We start from the raw sequence: 19062 nt of genomic DNA, 5'->3' as shown, positions 1-19062 counted from the left end.
CCACACAACCACGTGCCGACCGCTGACACTGCCTTCTTCATGGCCAGCACCGATGAGAGACGGCGACAAGGAACCTAGATGCAAGACACGGACCCCACTGACAACGCAGCACCGATGTCCTCGGCAGATACGCGCGAGATCAATCGTCGTCAGGGCCACTTCGCCAGCCAGGACACCTTCTGGCTGTTTGGCTACGGTTCGCTCATCTGGAAGGCCGACATCGCTTATCGCAAGCGTCGTCCCGCCCTCATTCATGGCTACAGCCGACGCTTCTGGCAAGGATCCCACGATCATCGGGGGACACCAGACGCGCCCGGGAGGGTCGCCACCCTAGTGCGTGAGGAAGGCGCATCATGCCTGGGCATGGCCTACCTGATCGGCCCCGAAGCGCTCAGCCCACTGGATTTGCGCGAGAAGAATGGCTATCTGCGAGCCAGTGTCACCCTGCACTTCGTCGACCATGGGACGAATGGCGATCAGCCCCGGAACCAGCACCAGGTCTCGGCCACACCTCAGACAGCAACGGGCTTGGTGTATATCGCCAGTAGTGACAACCCGGCATACCTTGGTGATGCACCGGTCGATCACATCGTCCAGCAGATCGCCCGATCCCACGGACCCAGCGGCCCCAACAGCGATTATCTGCTGAACCTCGCGGATGCGCTGAACGGTCTTGGCGGCGACGATGCCCACGTCTTCCAACTGGCACAGCTGTTACGCCAGCGAATGCGCCAGGCGGCCCCTCAGTCGTCTTATCTTGAGTGAGCGCCGCCCTGCCCTGTTCTCAGCAATTCGTTCTCCGAAAACCGTTCTCGAAAAACTGCTCTCGAAGCGTAGGCCTTGACCTGTTATCGCTGATCGGATGCCGCTGAACTGTCTTCGATGACCTGTCTTACATGAGCTGTCTTACATGGCTTCTTTCGATGATCGTTGGCAGTACACCGTGCCTTGACCGCATGGACCCCTCGCGGTGATCTGATCGACAATGCGCTTTACAGCAGCCCGAGCCCTGTCAGCCGACAGGCCGCTTCTGCCCTTTACTCGCTGGAGATCCCAGATGAGCGTCACTCTTGAAGACGTCAGACACGCCGCTGACGCCATTGGTAGCCACATCGTGCGCACCCCGTTGCTGCACTCTGCCACCCTGTCGCGACTGACCGGTTGCGAGCTGTATATCAAGTTCGAGAATCACCAGTTCACCGCTGCCTTCAAGGAACGCGGTGCGCTCAACCACCTGCTCGCCCTGACCGAAGCGGAGCGCAAACGTGGCGTCATCGCCATGTCAGCCGGCAATCATGCTCAGGCCGTGGCTTATCACGCTTCGCGGCTGGGCATCCACGCCGTCATCGTCATGCCGCGTCACACCCCAAACCTGAAGGTCAGCAATACCCGTGCTCTGGGGGCCGAGGTCCATCTGCAGGGAGATGGCGTTGACGAGGCAGGTGCCTACGCGGCGCGCCTGGCCGCCGAACATGACTACGTCTTCGTCCATCCCTACGACGATGAGAAGGTGATTTCAGGCCAGGGCACTATCGCACTCGAAATGCTGGAGGACGAGCCGTCGCTCGAGGCGCTGGTCATCCCCATCGGCGGTGGTGGGCTTATGGCAGGCAACGCCGTCGCGGCCAAGGGACTTAACCCCTCCATCGATCTTCTTGGCGTGCAGACCGCACGATTCCCTGCCATGCAGCAGGCCCTGGCCGGCGAGCCGATTCACTGCGGGCGTGCCACCATTGCAGAAGGCATTGCGGTGAAGCAGCCCGGCCAGATCACGCGGGAGCTGATCCGACAGCACGTCGGTGACATCCTGCTGGTCGATGAAGCGGATATCGAGCGCGCCATCCTGATGCTGCTGGAAATCGAGAAGACGGTGGCAGAGGGCGCTGGTGCCGCAGGACTTGCCGCGGTGCTGAGCCAACCCGAGCGTTTCCGTGGTCGCAAGGTAGGACTGGTACTGTGCGGCGGCAATATCGACATGCAGGCGCTATCGTCTGTGATTCAACGAGGACTGGTCAGGTCCGGCAGGATCGTGCGCGTGCGGGTCGGCATATCGGATGTCCCGGGTTCCTTGTCGGAGCTCACGCAGCTGCTGGCTGAGCAGCGCGCCAATGTCATCAGCATCACCCACCAGCGCACCTTTACCGACCTTTCCCTGCGAGCGACAGAAGTGGAGGCCACCCTGGAAACCCTCGGCAGTGAGCACACCCGCGACGTCCTGGCAGCGCTTCGCCGCGAAGGCTACGACCCGGTGATGCCCGCCAACGAAGTCCACCCCGATGAACGCTACGCCAGCGCTGGCGAGCCAAAGGATACCTCCCAGCGCTGAGCACGCAGCACTGCGAGTGCTGAGTCACTCGCATGGCTCCAGTGGCATAGCAAGTTGAATCGCCAGATGAATCGCCACTGGGGCACCCCTAACATCCCTCTGCCAGCATCACTCTCGCAACAGCCCCGCGGAGCGCAGTGCATTGCCTGTCGCGGGCCCCAGCTGGGCCAGCACGTCGAGCTGGACAGCCAGTTCGGTGACCTGCCCCGCCTGTGCCAGCTGTTCGACACGGGCAGCCTGAGCCTCGACCGCCTGACATCCCAGCGAGGCAGAGATCCCCTTGATATCGTGGGCCAGCTGCGCCAGCTGCCCGTGGTCACGCTGCGCCAGTGCGTCACGCATCTCTCCCAGCCGGCCTGGAAAGCGCTGCAGATAGCTGGCGATCATGCGACTGAGGGCCTGCGGTGAGAGCACCTGACGCAGCTCCTCTACGGCATCGCCCGACAGCAAGGTCTCGTCCACGCTGATCTGGGTTTCCAGCATCGGGGCCACGACCGTCGGCGTAAGAGCCTCACCGCCTGCCGCTTCAGCAGCATCGGCGTCAGCGCTGTCTGGCTGACCGTACTGACGCAGCATCTCGGCCAGCTCTCTTCGGGAGAATGGCTTTCCGATGACATCATCCATCCCCGCATCCAGGCAGGCACGATGGTGCTCAGGCATCACGTTGGCGGTGACCGCAATGACCGGCAGCCGCCGGACCCGACGCCCCTGCTCAGCCTGAGACTGCTCGTGGGCGCGCCAGCGACGGGTCGTCTCCAACCCATCCATCACCGGCATCTGCATGTCCATCAGCACCAGGTCAAAATCACGCTGCATCAGCACTTCCAACGCTTGCTGACCATTGCCCACCAGCTCGCAGGTCTGGCCCAGCCGCGTCAACATTGCTGCCACCAGCTCCCGATTCAGAGCATTGTCCTCAACCACCAGGATGTGACGACAGGAAAGGGCCTGCTGGGAGGTAGAGCCAGCCACCTCTTCCACACCCTCTACCACCGGCAGGCTGAGATCGAACCAGAAACGGCTGCCTGACCCAGGCTGGCTTTCCACCTTGAGCTCTCCGCCCATGGCCGCCACCAGCTGAGAGCAGATGGCCAAGCCCAAGCCCGCCCCTTCGTGGCGCCGTGACAATGCGGAGTCGGTCTGCGCAAAGGGCTCGAAGATACGTTGCTGATCTTCCTCGGCGATCCCGCAGCCGGTGTCGTAGACCATGAAGGTCAGCACGTCATCGCCCTTGTCAGCAACCCTCAGCATGACGAAGCCACTCTCGGTGAACTTGAAGGCATTGTTGAGCAAGTTCATCAACACCTGGCGAAGCCGGTGCACGTCTCCGTCCACCCAGGCCGGAAGCTTCGGGGCCGCCCGCATAAGAAACTGGACACCGCTACTGCTCTGGGTTTGATATCCCGTGGCTAACTGGTCGAGCATTCTGGTCAGGTGGAAGGGCTGGCGCTCGACGGCCAGATGACCTGCCTCGATGCGGGTATAGTCCAGTACATCGTTAATGACTGATCGCAGCCCAGCAGCACTGTCCCGCAACCCTTCGATTTGCCGACGCCCCTGCTCACTGAGTGCTTCATCGTGCAGCAAGTCCGCCATGCCCAGCACTCCGTTGAGGGGCGTGCGGATCTCATGACTCATGATTGCCATGAAGTCGGACTTCGCACGGTTTGCCACCTCCATGCGATGGTAGGCTTCGCGCAACGCTTCAGACTGGGCTTCCAGCAACTGCGTCTTCTGCCGATGCTGGCGAGCCTCCTTGACCAGTGCCCAGATCAGTACACCACCGGCCAACAGGGATAGCAGAACAGCGACCAGCATCGCCACGTACAGCTGCCCAAGCACCTGCATGTCGCTGCTACGTTCTTCGGCGGACACTCTGCCATGCTGCAGCATCAGCCGGCGACTCAGCTCCTGAGCTTCGGCCAGGCGGTTGTTCAGGGTGCGCCTCAAGGGCTCGTCGTAGGCGACCTGGCCGTCGGCGATCGCGACAAAGCGATCGTCCAAGGACTGCATGATGCCCTCTATCTCGCTGATCAGGTCGCCTGCCGCCGCATGATCAGCCAGAAAATTCGCCGCCTGACCTTCGAGCAGGAAGACGAAGCGTCCGTAGAGCAGCTCGAACTCAAGCAGGGTCTCCTCCACCTCGGTGTCGCCCCGCTGCCACAGCGCCAGCCGCAGGTCCCTCAGCGCACGATCGTATTGGTAGAGCGTCCAGGTGACCGTATCGATATCGCGATGGTGAAGCGCGTTACTGCGGTCATAGATCAAGCCGCCCGTGATCACCACGGCAACGATGAAGACGATGGCGGCTACGGCGGGCGCCTTGATGCGCAGAAGCTGTGGCATGACCAATCAGCGCACCTCGATTCGAGCGACTTGCCAGACGGAACGGCTGAAATAGATATTGGTCTTGAGCTCAGGCTCATCATCGAAGGGGTACACAACGAACAACGGGCCCTTGTCGCGAATCCGCATGGGCTCGCCATCTCGGCGCATGGCCAGAATCACGTCATGCTGCTCGGCATCTTCTGCCGGAATCAACGACTCGTAATCCTTGATCGCAATCACACGCAGCTCACTGCCTTCGGCACCAGCAGCAGCGAGCACATCGCGCAGCAGAGGTCCGGAGAACCGCGACTGACCATCTATCCAGGGATTGCCTGTCGTCACATCGTGCTGGGGTAAGGACTCCAGCATGCGAGCATCGAAATGGGCTTCTTCGTCGACATTGGGAGACGTAAGCTGACCCGACAGCGTGAGAATGACACGCTCCTGTGGAGACTCCAGAGCCAGCGCGGGGACTGTCACCAGCAGCAACATCACCAGAGGTATGAGTCGCCATGTCAGTACTGCTTTGCTGCACCATCCCTGCTGCCGCTGCATAGTATGTCTCCGCTGAACACCGGGTTTCCCTACGAAACTTTGCCGTATCAGCGATATGCTACTGCCAGTGCTGCCTCAAGGGAAACTCTGGGTCAACCCTGAGCGCACCACAACCGGCCACGGACAGGCTTTCGTCGTCCTGATCGGCAAAGAGATTCGCAGACCGCGAACCCGTCACACAGCCCTGAGCCAATCGCAGAGCCCTGCGCCAGCCGCAGACGGAGCAACAACGGTGCAAAACAGTGAAAGCAGTGCCGTGGGCATCAGTCAGTCAAACACGCGGCCGAACGTGTCTAGCGCAAGCTGTCGAACACTCCTGCGTGTCGCCAGGCCAGGCCTGTCTGGGTACCCATCTCTTCTAGCTCGCGGATCAAGGACGCGACCGCCTCCAGCCGCTGCTCCCCAACGCAGTCCAGAAGTCGCTGCGCAACCTCGGCCACGGCAAGACACCCCAGGGTACGGGATGCATGCTGTAACTCGCTGGCCTCGGACACCAGCACCGACAGGTCACCTTCCTCACGGGCTTGAGACATACGCGCAATGCGGGCCGGAAAGCGCGCGAGATAGCCACGCACCATGCGCTCCAAAGCATCCGCGGAGACCATCGAACGCAACTCCTGAAGGGTGGTTGAGGCGATCACTGCTGGACGGTTGGCAGAGCCATCAGCGGGGCTGTGGAGAGAGCCATCAGCGGGGCTGTGGAGAGAGCCATCAGCGGGGCTGTGGAGAGAGCCATCAGCGGGGCTGTGGAGAGAGCCATCAGCGGGGCTGTGGAGAGAGCCATCAGCGGGGCTGTGGAGAGAGCCATCAGCGGGGCTGTGGAGAGAGCCATCAGCGGGGCTGTGGAGAGAGCCATCAGCGGGGCTGTGGAGAGAGCCATCAGCGGGGTTATTGAACGAGCCATCAGCGGGCTTGTGAACAACACCCTGTTGGACAATGCCCTTGCCGTCCAGGGAGGGGTAGACCCGTGAAGGATAGCGCTCCAGCACGCAGGCAAGGTCGTGGCGCGTGAAGGGCTTGCCGATCAAGTCGTCCATGCCCGCCTCCAGGCTCGCCCTGCGATGCTCAGGCAGCACGTTGGCCGTCACCGCAATGATCGGCAGGCGGTAGTCCTCATCGCCATCAACACCACGCCCAGAGCGTTCCTTGTCACGCCACCGCCGGGTCGTCTCCCAGCCGTCCATTACCGGCATCTGCAAATCCATCAAGACCAGATCAAACTCGCGTTCTGCCAAGACCAGCAGGGCTTCCTCGCCATTGGCGGCCCGCTCGCAGGACTGCCCCAGCCGGGCCAGCATGCTGGCCACCAGCTCGCTATTCAGGGGATTGTCATCCACCACCAGGACATGATGCGGTGCCAAGGCATCTGCCGCAGAGCTAACGGAGGGCTCGTCTTTCAGTGCCACTTCGTCGCAGGCAGGTAAAGGCAGCTCAAACCAGAAGCGGGAACCACTACCCAACTGGCTGTCCAGCTTGAGGTCTCCGCCCATGGCGCGAACCAGATTACGGGCGATGGGTAGTCCCAGGCCGGCCCCATCGTGGCGTCGGGCCATGACCGAGTCAGATTGCTCGAAGGGCTCGAAGACGCGGTCCACATCCTGCTTTGAGATGCCGCATCCCGTGTCATAGACCACAAACGAAATTCTCTCATCCTGAGCGCGGCTGACGCGCAGCATCACGAAGCCCTGGCGCGTGAACTTGAACGCATTGTTGAGCAGGTTCTGCAAGACCTGGCGCAGCCGATGCAGATCGCCAAGCACCCAATCCGGCAGGTCAGGGGCCAGTCGCATCAAGAACTGTACGTCGCTCTGATGGCGCGAACGATATCCAAGCGTCGCCTGCTCGAGCATCCCCCGCAGGGCAAAGGGTTCTTGCTCCACGTCGATGCGCCCGCTTTCCAGACGAGTGAAATCAAGCACATCGTTGATGACGCTTTTCAGCCCGGTCGCACTGGCCTCGAGCCCTTCGATGTGGCGCTTGCCCTGTTCACTCAGGGATTCGTCCCGCAGCAGGTCAGCCATACCCATGACGCCACTCAACGGTGTGCGCATCTCGTGACTCATGATCGCCATAAAGTCGGTCTTGGCGCGACTGGCGCTCTCGGCTCTTTCCACCGCATCCTTCAATGCGCGAGACTGCGCCTGAAGCAGCTCGGCCTTGAGCGTATGCGCACGCCCTTCACGCATCAGAGCCAGAACAAGTACGGTGCCAGCCCCCATGATCAACACGATACAGGCCAGCACCACGCCATAGAGGCGCAGTAACGACTGCGTGTCACGGGTGCGGATCTCAGCCACGCTCGCCTTATGCTGCAGCAACATGTCGAGACTTGAAGACTGCAGCTGCGTCAGTGTCTGACGCAGTGACGTTCTTGCCGCTTTATCCAGCGGCGCCCCGGCCACGAGATCACCCACCCGCACATCCAGCTCATCAATCAGCTGCTCACTCTGCAGATAGAGCGCTTGAGAGGCCTGGGTCTGATGCAGGAAGGCGCGGGTTTGCCCTTGTCGTAACAGGTCATTGCGCCCCTGCAGAATCTCGAAATCCAGCGCCAGCTCATCTATGGCATCAGCCGGCGCTTCGGCCACCAGGATGCGCATCTCTCGCACCATGCGGTCGAATTGATAGAGATTCCAGGTGACGGTATCCAGGATTCGGTGCTGAAGTTCCTGCTGACGATCAAAGGTCAAACCGCCCGCGACCAACGCGGCCACGAAGAACATTACGGTGGCCGTCGCGGCTACCCGCGAGCGATAGGGCAAGCTCAGCATGACTGGGCCCTTGGCCGCCAGACGTCAACGCACATCGATGGACTCCACTTGCCAGACCGAGCGCGTCAGGTATACCGCGTTATAGAGATGGGGCCGCTCATCAAAGGGATAGATGACGAACAGAGGGCCTTGATGGCGGACCTCGAGCGCATTGCCATCGCGAGACATCGCCAAGACAATGCCGAAATCCCTCGCGTCTTCCACGGGAATGGTCGCCGCAAAATCATTCAGTGCCGCGACCCGCAGTTCCATGCCGCGAGCGTCTACTGCCTCCAGCAAGGCCATCAGCAGTGGACCGTCGTAGACCGATGCTCCGTCGTACCAGGGAAGATGGGTGCTGATTTGCCCTTGATCCAGCGCAAGCAGCATATCGCGATCAAACCATGCCTGATCACCCACGTTGGTAATACCAATATCGCCGGATACCTTCAGCAAGGGTTTGCCAGCAGGCGGCTCAAGCGCCATCGCCAGGGAAGACACCAAGGTCAGCCCAAGAACCGCAAGATGCCAACGATATCGCACATTTCCCCCTTTGCCGAGTTCGATACTCGGAGGCGTTTCCGGCTTATCGTCTTCGCTTGTATGCTGATTCAGCCGTACCGAATGTTAAAATAGTAAATCATAGGACACAATTCGTCACGTGATGAAACGCAAGGTCTCCCATGCCACCTACCAGTGCTTTACGGCCCGACGACATGCCCACTTTTGCCCTCTGCCATGGCTCCAGCGGCGCCTTATGATCGGCCAAGTTCAGCCGCCAACCAATCCGCCAGATCATTGGCATGAGGATGACGCGGGCCGTGCGCCCCGGAGGCCAAATGCAGGGTCAGACAGGCCTCCGTGGTCACAAACCCCCAGGGAGCAAGCAAACGCCCAGCACGCACGTCGTCTTCCACCAGATAGTCCGGGGAGATGCCCACGCCCAGCCCCACCAGTGTCGCCTCGAGCATGTAGGTAAGATGCTCGAAGCCCTGTCCCATGGAGAGGCCCTCAACGCTCAACCCCTGCTGACAACACCAGTCACTCCAGGCTGACGGCCGCGAGCGAGTATGCAGTAAAGGGTGCCCCAGGAGTTCTTGCGGCTGCCGCCGGTCCTCCCCTCGAGTGGACGCGATCTGATAGTGCGGGCTGTGGACGGGGCCGATACGCTCCTTCCCCAGCACTCGAATAAGCGCACGCTCGTCGAGGCTATCGGGCAGGCGCTGGAACCGCAGCACACCGTCCGCTCCTGGCGGTACACCCTCCCCTTCTTCACTGGCACTCAGGTGCAGTTCCAACGTCGGAAGCGCCGTCTTCAGCGCCGCCAGGCGCGGGATAAACCAGCGCGCCAGAAATGAGCCAGGACAGTTCAGCACAAAGGGGCGCCCCTGTCCCCGCTGCGACACGTCACTGCACACTCTGGCTAGCGCTCCTAGATGAAAGCCGATGGCATCGGCCAGCTCCTGACCCGCGTCGGTCAGGCGCACTCCTCTGCCCTCTCTTTCCAGCAGGTGCACACCCAGCTGCTGCTCAAGGCCCTTGATCTGGCGGCTCACGGCCCCGTGGGTAAGGTGCAACGCGGTCGCGGCCCGGGACACGCTGCCCAGTTCCGCTACCGCCTCCAGAGCCCTCAGCGCTCGCATTGACGGCAGCCTGTCCCCTGCCAAGGTGACGGGCGCTCCCCGGCGTGCCTGATCTGTCATGATGCCCCTCCGCCCACGGCCAAATATGTGACTTTTTCTCACAGATTAGTGCAACGATATCGATTTTTCAGGTGCCCGTCAGCGGTTATTCTTGGCCTCGACACCCATGGCGCTGGTCGCGCCGCGACAGCTTTGGAGCTTCCGATGAGCCAACACGACACGACACAGAGCCTCCGCCAGGGGCCCGACTCAAGAGGGTTCTTTGGTGACTTCGGGGGACGCTTTGTCGCCGAGACACTGATGCCGTTGATTCTTGACCTGCAGCGGGAATATGACGCAGCTCGTCAGGACCCGCTGTTCGCCGACGAGCTGGCACGGCTTTCTGCCGACTACGTGGGCCGCAAGAGTCCGTTGTACTTTGCCGAACGTCTGACCGAGCATCTGGGTGGTGCACGCATCTACCTCAAGCGCGAGGACTTGATGCATACCGGCGCTCACAAGATCAACAACGCCCTTGGCCAGATTCTGCTGGCACGCCGCATGGGCAAGCGTCGCATCATCGCCGAAACCGGGGCAGGCATGCACGGTGTAGCGACCGCCACCGTGGCGGCACGCTTTGGCATGGAGTGCATCATCTACATGGGCAGCACCGACATCCACCGCCAGCAACCCAATGTACAGCGCATGCAGCTGCTTGGCGCCAAGGTGATTCCCGTGACCGCCGGCGATGGGACCCTGAAGGATGCCATGAACGAGGCCCTGCGAGACTGGGTCACCCACGTCGATACCACCTTCTACATCATCGGCACGGTGGCCGGCCCTCATCCCTACCCTGCCATGGTGCGTGACTTTCAGTCGGTCATCGGCCAGGAGGTTCGCGAGCAGCTGTTCGACAAGGAACAACGCTTGCCCGACTCCCTGGTGGCCTGCATCGGCGGTGGCTCCAACGCCATGGGACTGTTTCATCCCTTCCTGGATGATCCGGACGTGGCACTGATTGGCGTAGAGGCCGCTGGCGAGGGGCTCGACACTCCTCGTCACGCCGCCAGCCTGAAAGGAGGACGCTCAGGCGTGCTGCATGGCAATCGCACCTTCCTGCTGCAGGATGCGGAGGGACAGATCAGCGATGCGCACTCGATTTCCGCCGGCCTCGACTACCCCGGCATTGGTCCCGAACATGCATGGCTGCATGCCATTGAGCGTGCCGAGTACGTGGCCGCCAGTGACCGCGAGGCGCTGGACGCGTTCACCTTGCTGTGCCGTAAGGAAGGCATCATTCCTGCGCTGGAGTCGTCCCATGCCCTGGCAGAAGTGATCAAACGTGCGCCCGGCCTCCCCCAGGATCACCTGATGGTGGTGAACCTCAGCGGTCGCGGCGACAAGGACATGACCACCGCGACGCAATGCTTGGCTGAAGAGTTAGGGCTCGACACCGCCAATGGCCCGGTCTGACCTGCGCCCCTTATCCTCAGGAGAGACATGATGACATCCCCAGCCACTTCACAAGGACGCCTGGCTCAGCGCTTTGCCGCTACCCGCCAGCAAGGCCGCGCCGCCCTGGTGACCTATATCGCCGCCGGTGATCCCGACTACGCTACCAGCCTCGCGACCCTCAAGGGCCTGGGCGAGGCCGGGGCCGACGTGATCGAACTTGGCATGCCGTTCACCGACCCCATGGCAGATGGCCCTGCCATTCAGCACGCTACCCGGCGTGCGCTGGAGGGAGGTCAGACCATGGACCGCACCCTGGAGATGGTGCGCGAACTCCGCCGAGTCGACACGCTCACGCCGGTGGTGCTGATGGGCTACTACAACCCCATCTACGCTCGCGGCGTTGAGCGCTTCCTCGATCAGGCCAAGGCCGCCGGGGTCGATGGCCTTATCGTGGTGGACCTGCCGCCGGAGCACGATGACGAGCTGTGCCTGCCCGCCGCCAAGGCCGGTCTGAACTTTATTCGTCTGGCCACCCCGACGACCGACGCCGAACGTTTACCCAGCGTGCTCGCCAACACGTCAGGCTTTCTCTACTACGTCTCCAGCAATGGCGTGACGGGTGGTGCAGCGCCCAGTGCGGAGCGGGTCAAGCAGGAACTGGATCGCATCCGTACTCACAGCGACATTCCCGTCGCCGTCGGGTTTGGCATTCGCACCGCCGCCCAGGCCAAGGAGATTGGCGCCTTTGCCGATGGCGTGGTGGTCGGCTCCGCTCTGATAGATGCCCAGGCCAGCGGAGAGACGCCCCAGGCAGGCACTCAGGCGGTGCTGGAGCTGACGCGCGAGCTCGCCAACGCGCTGACCCAGGCAGGTCACGCTCCCTCCCGCTAACACGAGCACTTGTCATGTATCACTCGATCACTCCCGCGGAGTGGTCGAGTCTTTATGCCCTCTACCATGATGGGCCCAGAGCAACAATCACGGCGATTCCTCCCAGAAATCCGCGATATCGACGTCCAGTCCTCTGCCTGACGCCAGCTCCCGCGATATTCTTTCTGCCATTCTCATGCTTAAGTCGAACCCGTAATACGGGTCAGCGATGGTAGAATCCCGCCCCTTCCGGCCACAAGCCACCCCATCCGTCTGCGCGAGACGGTCGATGCACACACCACGCTTCGAGATCAGAGTCATGTCCAACACCCTGAGCGTCCCCTTCAAGGCACTGAACCGGTTGGGGCTGATACCCCAGATTGTGATCGGCATCCTGCTGGGTATTATTGTCGCCACCCTGTCCCCAGACCTTGCGGCATCGGTCTCGCTGCTCGGGCAGGTCTTTATCTCTGCCCTGAAGGCCGTTGCGCCTGTCCTGGTGTTTGTGCTGGTGATGGCCGCCATCGCCAACCACCAGCGAGGTCGTCAGACCCAGATCCACAGCGTACTCATGCTGTATCTTGCCGGCACCCTGGTGGCCGCTCTGGTGGCCGTCACCGCAAGCTTCCTGTTTCCCACAGAATTGACGCTGGATACCGCCCAGGCCAGCGGCAACCCTCCCGGCGGCGTGATCGAAATCCTACGCAACCTGTTGCTCAGTGCCGTCGCCAACCCGATTGCCGCGCTGATGGAAGCCAACTTCGTGGCGATTCTGGTCTGGGCCATCAGCCTCGGCCTGGTGCTGAGAAACGCCCAGTCCGCCACCAAGGGAATGATCAATGACCTGTCCGACGCGGTCTCTACCCTCGTCCGCTGGGTGATCCGCCTGGCACCGCTCGGCATCTTTGGCCTGGTCGCCGGCACCCTGGCCGAAGCCGGCATCGGCGCACTGATGGAATATGGCCGCCTGTTGTCCGTCATCGTGGGATGCATGGTATTCGTGGCGCTGGTCACGAACCCCTTGATCGTCTTCCTGACCACCCGCAAGAACCCCTACCCTCTGGTATTCAGCTGCCTTCGCGGTAGTGCCATCACCGCCTTCTTCACACGCTCAAGCGCCGCCAACATTCCGGTCAACATGGAGTTGTGCAAGCGCCTGGAGCTGGACGAGGACACCTATTCCATCTCGATCCCCTTGGGTGCCACCATCAACATGTCCGGTGCGGCCATCACGATCACGGTGATCACACTGGCGGCCGCCCACACCCTCGGCATCAGCGTCGATTTTGCCACCGCACTGCTGCTGTGCATCGTCTCGGCGCTTGCCGCTTGCGGAGTCTCGGGTGTCGCAGGTGGCTCACTACTGCTGATTCCCATGGCGGCCAGCCTGTTCGGCATATCCGCCGATGTGGCCATGCAGGTCGTCGCGATCGGCTTTGTCATCAGCGTGGTGCAGGACTCCACGGAGACCGCGCTTAACTCGTCCACCGATGTGCTGTTCACCGCCGCCGCCAGCCGCAGAGCCGAGCGCAGCACAGCCGTCGACTGATCCCCTCCTGCAGCTGCACGAACCAAGCCCCCGTCACCCTGCGGTGACGGGGGCTTTGCTTGGAAGGCTTGCTGACTGGGCGTTGCTTAGCGGGCTTGCTGGACAGGCTTGATGGAACGCATGACGCCGTCGCTCAGCCCGCCACCACCTGCGGATGATAGCGAGCGGCAATCGCCACCAGGCGCTCCATAGTCTCGCGACTCGGAGGTTCAAGTCCGGCCAGCGGATAGTGCTGTCCCAGCTCCTCCCACTTGTACTCGCCCAGACCATGGTAAGGCAGCAGCTCGACCCGCTCGATGTTATCCAGGGTCTGAATAAACTGGCCGAGTCGGTGCATCATCTCGTCGCTATCGGTATGGCCCGGCACGATCACCTGTCGAATCCAGGTCGGCTTGCCGATCGCCGCCAGATGGCGTGCGAAGGCGAAGGGTCGACGGGAGGAAATCCCCGTCAGTACGCGATGGGCCCCTTCCTCGATATGCTTGATGTCCAATAACACCAGATCGGTGGCATCAAGCAGTGCATCGAGCACATCGTCGTAATGGCAGGCGTAGCCGTTGGTATCGAGACAGGTGTGCATCCCCTCTGCCTTGGCGGCCACGAACAGATCCCGCACGAAAGCTGGCTGCAGCAGCGCCTCTCCCCCGCTGCAGGTGATGCCTCCTCCAGAGGCACGCATGAACGGTAGATAGGTTCGCGCTTCCGCCATGACCTCTTCCACGCAGACCTCGCGTCCTCCTTTCAGATCCCAGCTATCCCGGTTATGGCAGTACTGACAGCGCATCACGCAGCCCTGAAGAAAGACCAGAAAGCGGATGCCGGGGCCATCAACGGCACCGCAACTCTCGAGATGATGAAGACGGCCGATACGGGACATGGCGTCGCCTCGCAAGAAAAGGGCTCCGGGGAAAATTCCCGGAGCCAGAGGGAGGCCGCTGTCGCGGCCTCAGGGCGAGTCTTGGTCAGTGCGCCCTAGAGCGTCTCGGTGAAGGTACGGCTGATCACGTCCCGCTGCTGTTCTGCGGTGAGCGAGTTGAAGCGCACCGCGTAGCCGGACACCCGAATCGTCAACTGCGGGTACTTGTCGGGATGGACCACGGCGTCTTCCAGCATCTCGCGGTTGAGCACGTTGACGTTCAGGTGCTGGCCACCTTCCTGGCGATCACTGTGGTGGAAATAGCCGTCCATCAAGCCCGCAAGATTGCCACGCTGCGTGCCTTCGTCCTTGCCCAGCGCCTTGGGCACGATCGAGAAGGTGTACGAGATACCATCCTTGGCGTGGGCATAGGGCAGCTTGCCCACCGACGTCAGCGACGCCACGGCCCCCTTGGTGTCACGTCCATGCATCGGGTTTGCTCCCGGCGCGAAAGGCTCGCCGGCGCGACGCCCGTCCGGCGTAGTCCCGGTTTTCTTGCCGTAGACCACATTGGAGGTGATGGTCAGCACAGACTGGGTAGGCTCGGCGCCACGGTAGGTCTTGAGCTGGCGAATCTTGTTCATGAAGACTTCCACCAGCTGACAGGCGATATCATCAACCCGTGCATCGTTATTGCCAAAACACGGGTGGTCACCGTCGATCTTGAAGTCCACCGCCACACCGTCTTCGTCGCGCACTGGGCGCACGGTGGCATACTTGATCGCGGACAGTGAGTCCGCCGCCACCGATAGCCCGGCGATACCGCAGGCCATGGTGCGCTTGACGTCAAGATCATGCAGCGCCATCAGGGCCGCTTCGTAACTGTACTTGTCGTGCATGTAGTGGATGGCATTCAGCGCGGTGACGTATTGCCGTGCCAGCCAGTCCATCAGACCATCCATACGCTGCCAGACGTCATCGAAGTCCAGCACCTCATCACGGATCGGCTCGCTCTTTGGCCCCACCTGAATCTTGAGCTTCTCATCGACGCCACCGTTGATCGTGTACAGCAGCGTCTTGGCCAGGTTGGCACGAGCGCCAAAGAACTGCATCTGCTTGCCGATCACCATGGGGGACACGCAGCAGGCAATCGCGTAGTCATCGGAGGCAAAGTCCTGGCGCATCAGATCGTCGTTCTCGTACTGGATCGACGAGGTGTCGATAGACACCTTGGCGCAGTAGCGCTTGAACCCCTCTGGCAGCTGCTCTGACCACAGCACGGTCAGGTTGGGCTCAGGACTTGGGCCCATGGTGTACAGACTGTTGAGGAAACGGAAGCTGGTACGGGTGACCAGCGTGCGTCCGTCCTGGGCCATGCCCCCCAGGCACTCGGTCGCCCAGATGGGGTCGCCGGAAAACAGTTCGTCGTACTCAGGCGTGCGCAGGAAGCGCACCATGCGCAGCTTCATGATGAAGTGGTCGACCAGCTCCTGGGCCCCCACTTCATCGATCACTCCATGGCTCAGATCGCGCTCCAGGTAGATGTCGAGGAAGCTGGAGGTACGCCCCAGCGACATGGCCGCGCCATTCTGGGACTTCACCGCAGCCAGGTAGCCGAAGTAGGTCCACTGAATGGCTTCCTGAGCCGTGGTGGCCGGCACCGAGATATCGAAGCCGTACTTGGCCGCCATCTCTTTCAGCTGGTCCAGCGCACGATACTGCTCGGCGACCTCTTCACGCAGCTGAATGACCGCCTCCAGATCATCGCCCTGTTCAAAGCGTGACTGCAGAGAAGCAAACTGGGCCTGTTTGTCGGCCATCAGGAAGTCGACACCGTAAAGCGCGACCCGGCGATAGTCACCGATGATGCGGCCGCGTCCGTAGGCATCAGGGAGTCCTGTCAGCACGCCGGACTTGCGACACTTGAGGATGTCCGGGGTGTAGACATCGAACACGCCCTGGTTATGGGTCTTGCGAAACTCGGTGAAGATCTTCTTCACCTGCGGATCCAGCTCGCGGCCGTAGGCCTGACAGGACCCTTCCACCATCTTGATCCCACCATTGGGCATGATGGCCCGCTTCAAGGGTGCCTCGGTCTGCAGACCGACAATGGTCTCGAGAGACGCATCGATGTAGCCGGCGTCATGGGCGGTGATGGAGGACACCAGCGAGGTGTCGAAGTCCAGCGGCGCGTGGGTGGCATTCTCCTGCTTGATGCCCTCCATGACCCGGTCCCACAGTGCGCGGGTGCTCGTGGCGGGCTCTGCCACCAGAAAATGCTCGTCGCCTTCATAGGGCGTCACGTTGGCCAGCAGGAAGTCGCGTACGTTGACCCCCTCTTTCCACGCGGTGCCCGCAAACCCTTCCCACGCCTGTGCGAATTGCTCTTTCATCGACTTGCCCCTCAACAAAAGGAAATACGAAACTAGTGCAGATTCACTGCGCCCCTCTATCCATCGGAGGGGGCAGCAAAGCTTGAAGATCGGTGGCAGCGCGGTCGTCACTTCGATGGTGACGTGGATGCAGCGCTCTTGCTGGGCGAGACAACCTCTGACCCAGCGGGACCATTCGACTTTAGCAGTAGAGGGACAGCCCGGACTTGACCCGTATCAGCGTCCAATAAGGTCGCGGCGCAACTGGCGATTTAGCGCATCAGGGAGGATAAACAGGCGAGAGGGTCAGCGAGCAGAGCGCGCCATAAAAAGGCGACGCCACCCGAAGGTGGCGCCGCCCTGGCGCAACGATGGCGCTATGTACCCAGAGGTACGCCGATCAATCTGCCGGCCTGTTGTCAGGCGCTGAGCAAGGCATTCAGACGCTTGACGTAGGCAGCGGGATCATCGAGATGGCCGCCCTCGGCGATAATCGCCTGATCAAGCAGAATCCTGGCGAGATCGGCAAAGCCCTCGTCGCCGGCCGCTTCGAGACGCGCGACGAGCGCATGCTCCGGGTTGAGTTCGAGGATCGGCTTGACCTCCGGCAGGCTCTGGCCCGCCGCTTCCATGATGCGGCGCATCTGGAAGCCCATCTCGTGCTCAGGCAGGACCACACAGGCAGGAGAATCCGTCAGGCGATGGGTGACCTTGACCTCCTGGACCTCGTCTCCCAGTGCCTCTTTCACCCGCTTGACCAGGTCTTCCTTGGCCTTGGCGGTCTCCTCCTGGGCCTTCTTCTCTTCCTCGTTCTCGACATCACCAAGATCGAGGTCACCCTTGGCCACATCGACCAGCTTCTTGCCATCGAACTCGGTAAGGTGGCTCATCAGCCACTCATCGATCCGGTCGTGCAGCAGCAGTACCTCGATACCCTTCTTGCGGAAGATCTCCAGATGGGGGCTATTCTTGGTCGCATTGAAGCCGTCGGCGACGATGTAATAGATCTTGTCCTGACCCTCTTTCATCCGCTCGACATAGTCGGCCAGTGACTGGTCCTGGGTGGCGCTGTCGGTGTGAGTACTGGAGAAGCGCAGCAGGCCACTGATCTTGTCGCGGTTGGCGAAGTCTTCCGCCGGGCCTTCCTTCAACACGGCGCCAAAGGTGTTCCAGAAGCTCTGATAGGCCTCCTTGTCCTTCGACAGCTTCTTCAGCATGTCCAGCGCACGCTTGGTCAGCGCGGACTTGATCTTGTCGACCTTGGGATCCTGCTGCAGCAGTTCGCGGGACACGTTCAGCGACAGGTCGCGGGTATCCAGCACGCCCTTGATGAAGCGCAGGTAGAGCGGCAGGAACTGCTCAGCGTCGTCCATGATGAACACACGCTGCACATACAGTTTCACCCCACGGGCACCATCACGCTCGTACAGGTCGAAGGGAGCACGGCCCGGCACGTACAGCAGGCTGGTGTACTCCAGGTTGCCTTCGACCTTGTTATGGCTCCAGGCCAGCGGGTCGGAGAAGTCATGAGCCACATGCTTGTAGAAGGCCTTGTACTCATCATCCGACACCTCGCCCTTGGGACGAACCCACAGCGCTGTCGCCTCGTTGATGGTCTCCCAGGTGGTGACTTCACTACCGTCGACCTCATTGCCTTCGTCGTCGGTCGCCTTTTCCGTGCGCGGCATTTTCACCGGCACTTCGATGTGGTCGGAGTACTTGCGCACCAGACTCTGCAGGCGATAGTCATCGGCGAACTCGCTGGCATCATCCTTCAGGTGCAGGATGATCTCGGTACCGTGCTTCTCGCGCTCAAGCTCGGCCACCACAAACTCACCTTCGCCCTTCGAACGCCACTCGACGCCCGCATCCGCTGCGTCTCCCGCCTTGCGCGTGCGCACCGTGATCTCGTCGGCGACGATAAAGCCCGAGTAGAACCCGACACCGAACTGACCGATCAGCTTGGCGTCCTTCTGCTGCTCGCCGGATAGCTGATTCAGGAACTCCGCGGTGCCGCTCTTGGCGATCGTGCCGAGGTTGGCGATCACATCGTCGCGATTCATGCCGATACCGTTGTCACGAATCGTCACCGTCTTGGCGTCACTGTCGTGCTCGATCTCGACACGCAGTTCGCTGTCGCCTTCATACAGGGCGTCGTTGTCCAGAGCGGCGTAACGGAGCTTGTCGCAGGCATCCGCTGCGTTGGAAATCAGCTCCCGAAGAAAGATCTCGCGGTTGGAATACAGCGAGTGGATCATCAAGTTGAGAAGCTGCTTGACCTCGGTCTGAAAGCCCAGGGTTTCTTCGTGAGTAGCGGTGGTCATGGTAGGTCGAACCCCTTTCGACATAGCGTTTTCCGGACCAGTGCCGGGGCACTGG

At 61.4% G+C, this 19062-nt stretch carries 13 protein-coding genes; 5 read left to right on the top strand and 8 right to left on the bottom strand.

Annotation, left to right across the window (positions count from 1 at the left end):
- Window positions 1-78: 78 nt before the first annotated feature.
- Window positions 79-765, top strand: coding sequence for a gamma-glutamylcyclotransferase (locus KUV45_RS18055; RefSeq protein WP_224852184.1), 687 nt, complete (start codon window positions 79-81; stop codon window positions 763-765).
- Window positions 766-1057: 292 nt separating this feature from the next.
- The gene (locus KUV45_RS18050) at window positions 1058-2326 is read left to right on the top strand and encodes a threonine ammonia-lyase (protein WP_222164342.1); all 1269 of its coding nucleotides are present in this window, start codon (window positions 1058-1060) and stop codon (window positions 2324-2326) included.
- A gap of 108 nt (window positions 2327-2434) precedes the next feature.
- Here KUV45_RS18050 and KUV45_RS18045 read toward each other — a convergent pair whose 3' ends face one another.
- From KUV45_RS18045 to KUV45_RS18025, 5 genes are all read right to left on the bottom strand, one after another.
- Window positions 2435-4672 carry an ATP-binding protein gene (locus KUV45_RS18045; protein WP_222164341.1) on the bottom strand — a complete coding sequence of 746 codons (2238 nt, stop codon included), beginning with the start codon at window positions 4670-4672 and terminating at the stop codon, window positions 2435-2437.
- A gap of 6 nt (window positions 4673-4678) precedes the next feature.
- Window positions 4679-5209 carry a molybdopterin-dependent oxidoreductase gene (locus tag KUV45_RS18040; RefSeq protein WP_224852182.1) on the bottom strand — a complete coding sequence of 177 codons (531 nt, stop codon included), beginning with the start codon at window positions 5207-5209 and terminating at the stop codon, window positions 4679-4681.
- Between the two features lie 293 nt (window positions 5210-5502).
- On the bottom strand, window positions 5503-7980 hold the full coding sequence (locus tag KUV45_RS18035) for an ATP-binding protein (RefSeq protein ID WP_222164340.1): 2478 nt from the start codon (window positions 7978-7980) through the stop codon (window positions 5503-5505).
- Window positions 7981-8004: 24 nt separating this feature from the next.
- Window positions 8005-8502, bottom strand: a complete 498-nt coding sequence (locus KUV45_RS18030; protein WP_222164339.1) for a hypothetical protein — start codon at window positions 8500-8502, stop codon at window positions 8005-8007.
- Between the two features lie 212 nt (window positions 8503-8714).
- Window positions 8715-9662 (bottom strand): LysR family transcriptional regulator, encoded by a 948-nt coding sequence (locus KUV45_RS18025; protein ID WP_224852180.1) that lies wholly within the window; start codon window positions 9660-9662, stop codon window positions 8715-8717.
- A gap of 144 nt (window positions 9663-9806) precedes the next feature.
- Between KUV45_RS18025 and trpB the strand changes: the two genes are divergently transcribed.
- The 3 genes from trpB to sstT all read left to right on the top strand — a co-directional run bounded on the left by trpB (window position 9807) and on the right by sstT (window position 13455).
- The gene (gene trpB / locus KUV45_RS18020; RefSeq protein WP_222164338.1) at window positions 9807-11054 is read left to right on the top strand and encodes a tryptophan synthase subunit beta; all 1248 of its coding nucleotides are present in this window, start codon (window positions 9807-9809) and stop codon (window positions 11052-11054) included.
- Window positions 11055-11081: 27 nt separating this feature from the next.
- Window positions 11082-11927 (top strand): tryptophan synthase subunit alpha, encoded by an 846-nt coding sequence (gene trpA, locus KUV45_RS18015; RefSeq protein ID WP_224852179.1) that lies wholly within the window; start codon window positions 11082-11084, stop codon window positions 11925-11927.
- Window positions 11928-12225: 298 nt separating this feature from the next.
- Window positions 12226-13455 (top strand): serine/threonine transporter SstT, encoded by a 1230-nt coding sequence (gene sstT / locus KUV45_RS18010; protein WP_206944865.1) that lies wholly within the window; start codon window positions 12226-12228, stop codon window positions 13453-13455.
- A gap of 133 nt (window positions 13456-13588) precedes the next feature.
- Here the strand turns inward: sstT and pflA are convergent, their stop codons facing one another.
- The 3 genes from pflA to htpG all read right to left on the bottom strand — a co-directional run bounded on the left by pflA (window position 13589) and on the right by htpG (window position 19007).
- A complete protein-coding gene (gene pflA / locus KUV45_RS18005) occupies window positions 13589-14332 on the bottom strand; it encodes a pyruvate formate-lyase-activating protein (protein ID WP_222164337.1) in 744 nt (247 codons plus the stop codon).
- Between the two features lie 95 nt (window positions 14333-14427).
- Entirely contained in the window at window positions 14428-16704 is a 2277-nt protein-coding gene (pflB, locus tag KUV45_RS18000) for a formate C-acetyltransferase (protein ID WP_222164336.1), read from the bottom strand.
- A 398-nt stretch (window positions 16705-17102) separates the two neighbouring features.
- A complete protein-coding gene (gene htpG, locus KUV45_RS17995; RefSeq protein ID WP_222164335.1) occupies window positions 17103-19007 on the bottom strand; it encodes a molecular chaperone HtpG in 1905 nt (634 codons plus the stop codon).
- Window positions 19008-19062 lie beyond the last annotated feature (55 nt).

It is taken from the genome of Halomonas sp. DP3Y7-2 (assembly GCF_019800795.1).
In the GTDB taxonomy this organism is placed as follows: domain Bacteria; phylum Pseudomonadota; class Gammaproteobacteria; order Pseudomonadales; family Halomonadaceae; genus Halomonas; species Halomonas litopenaei_A.
This window is presented reverse-complemented; position numbering and strand designations above follow the sequence as displayed.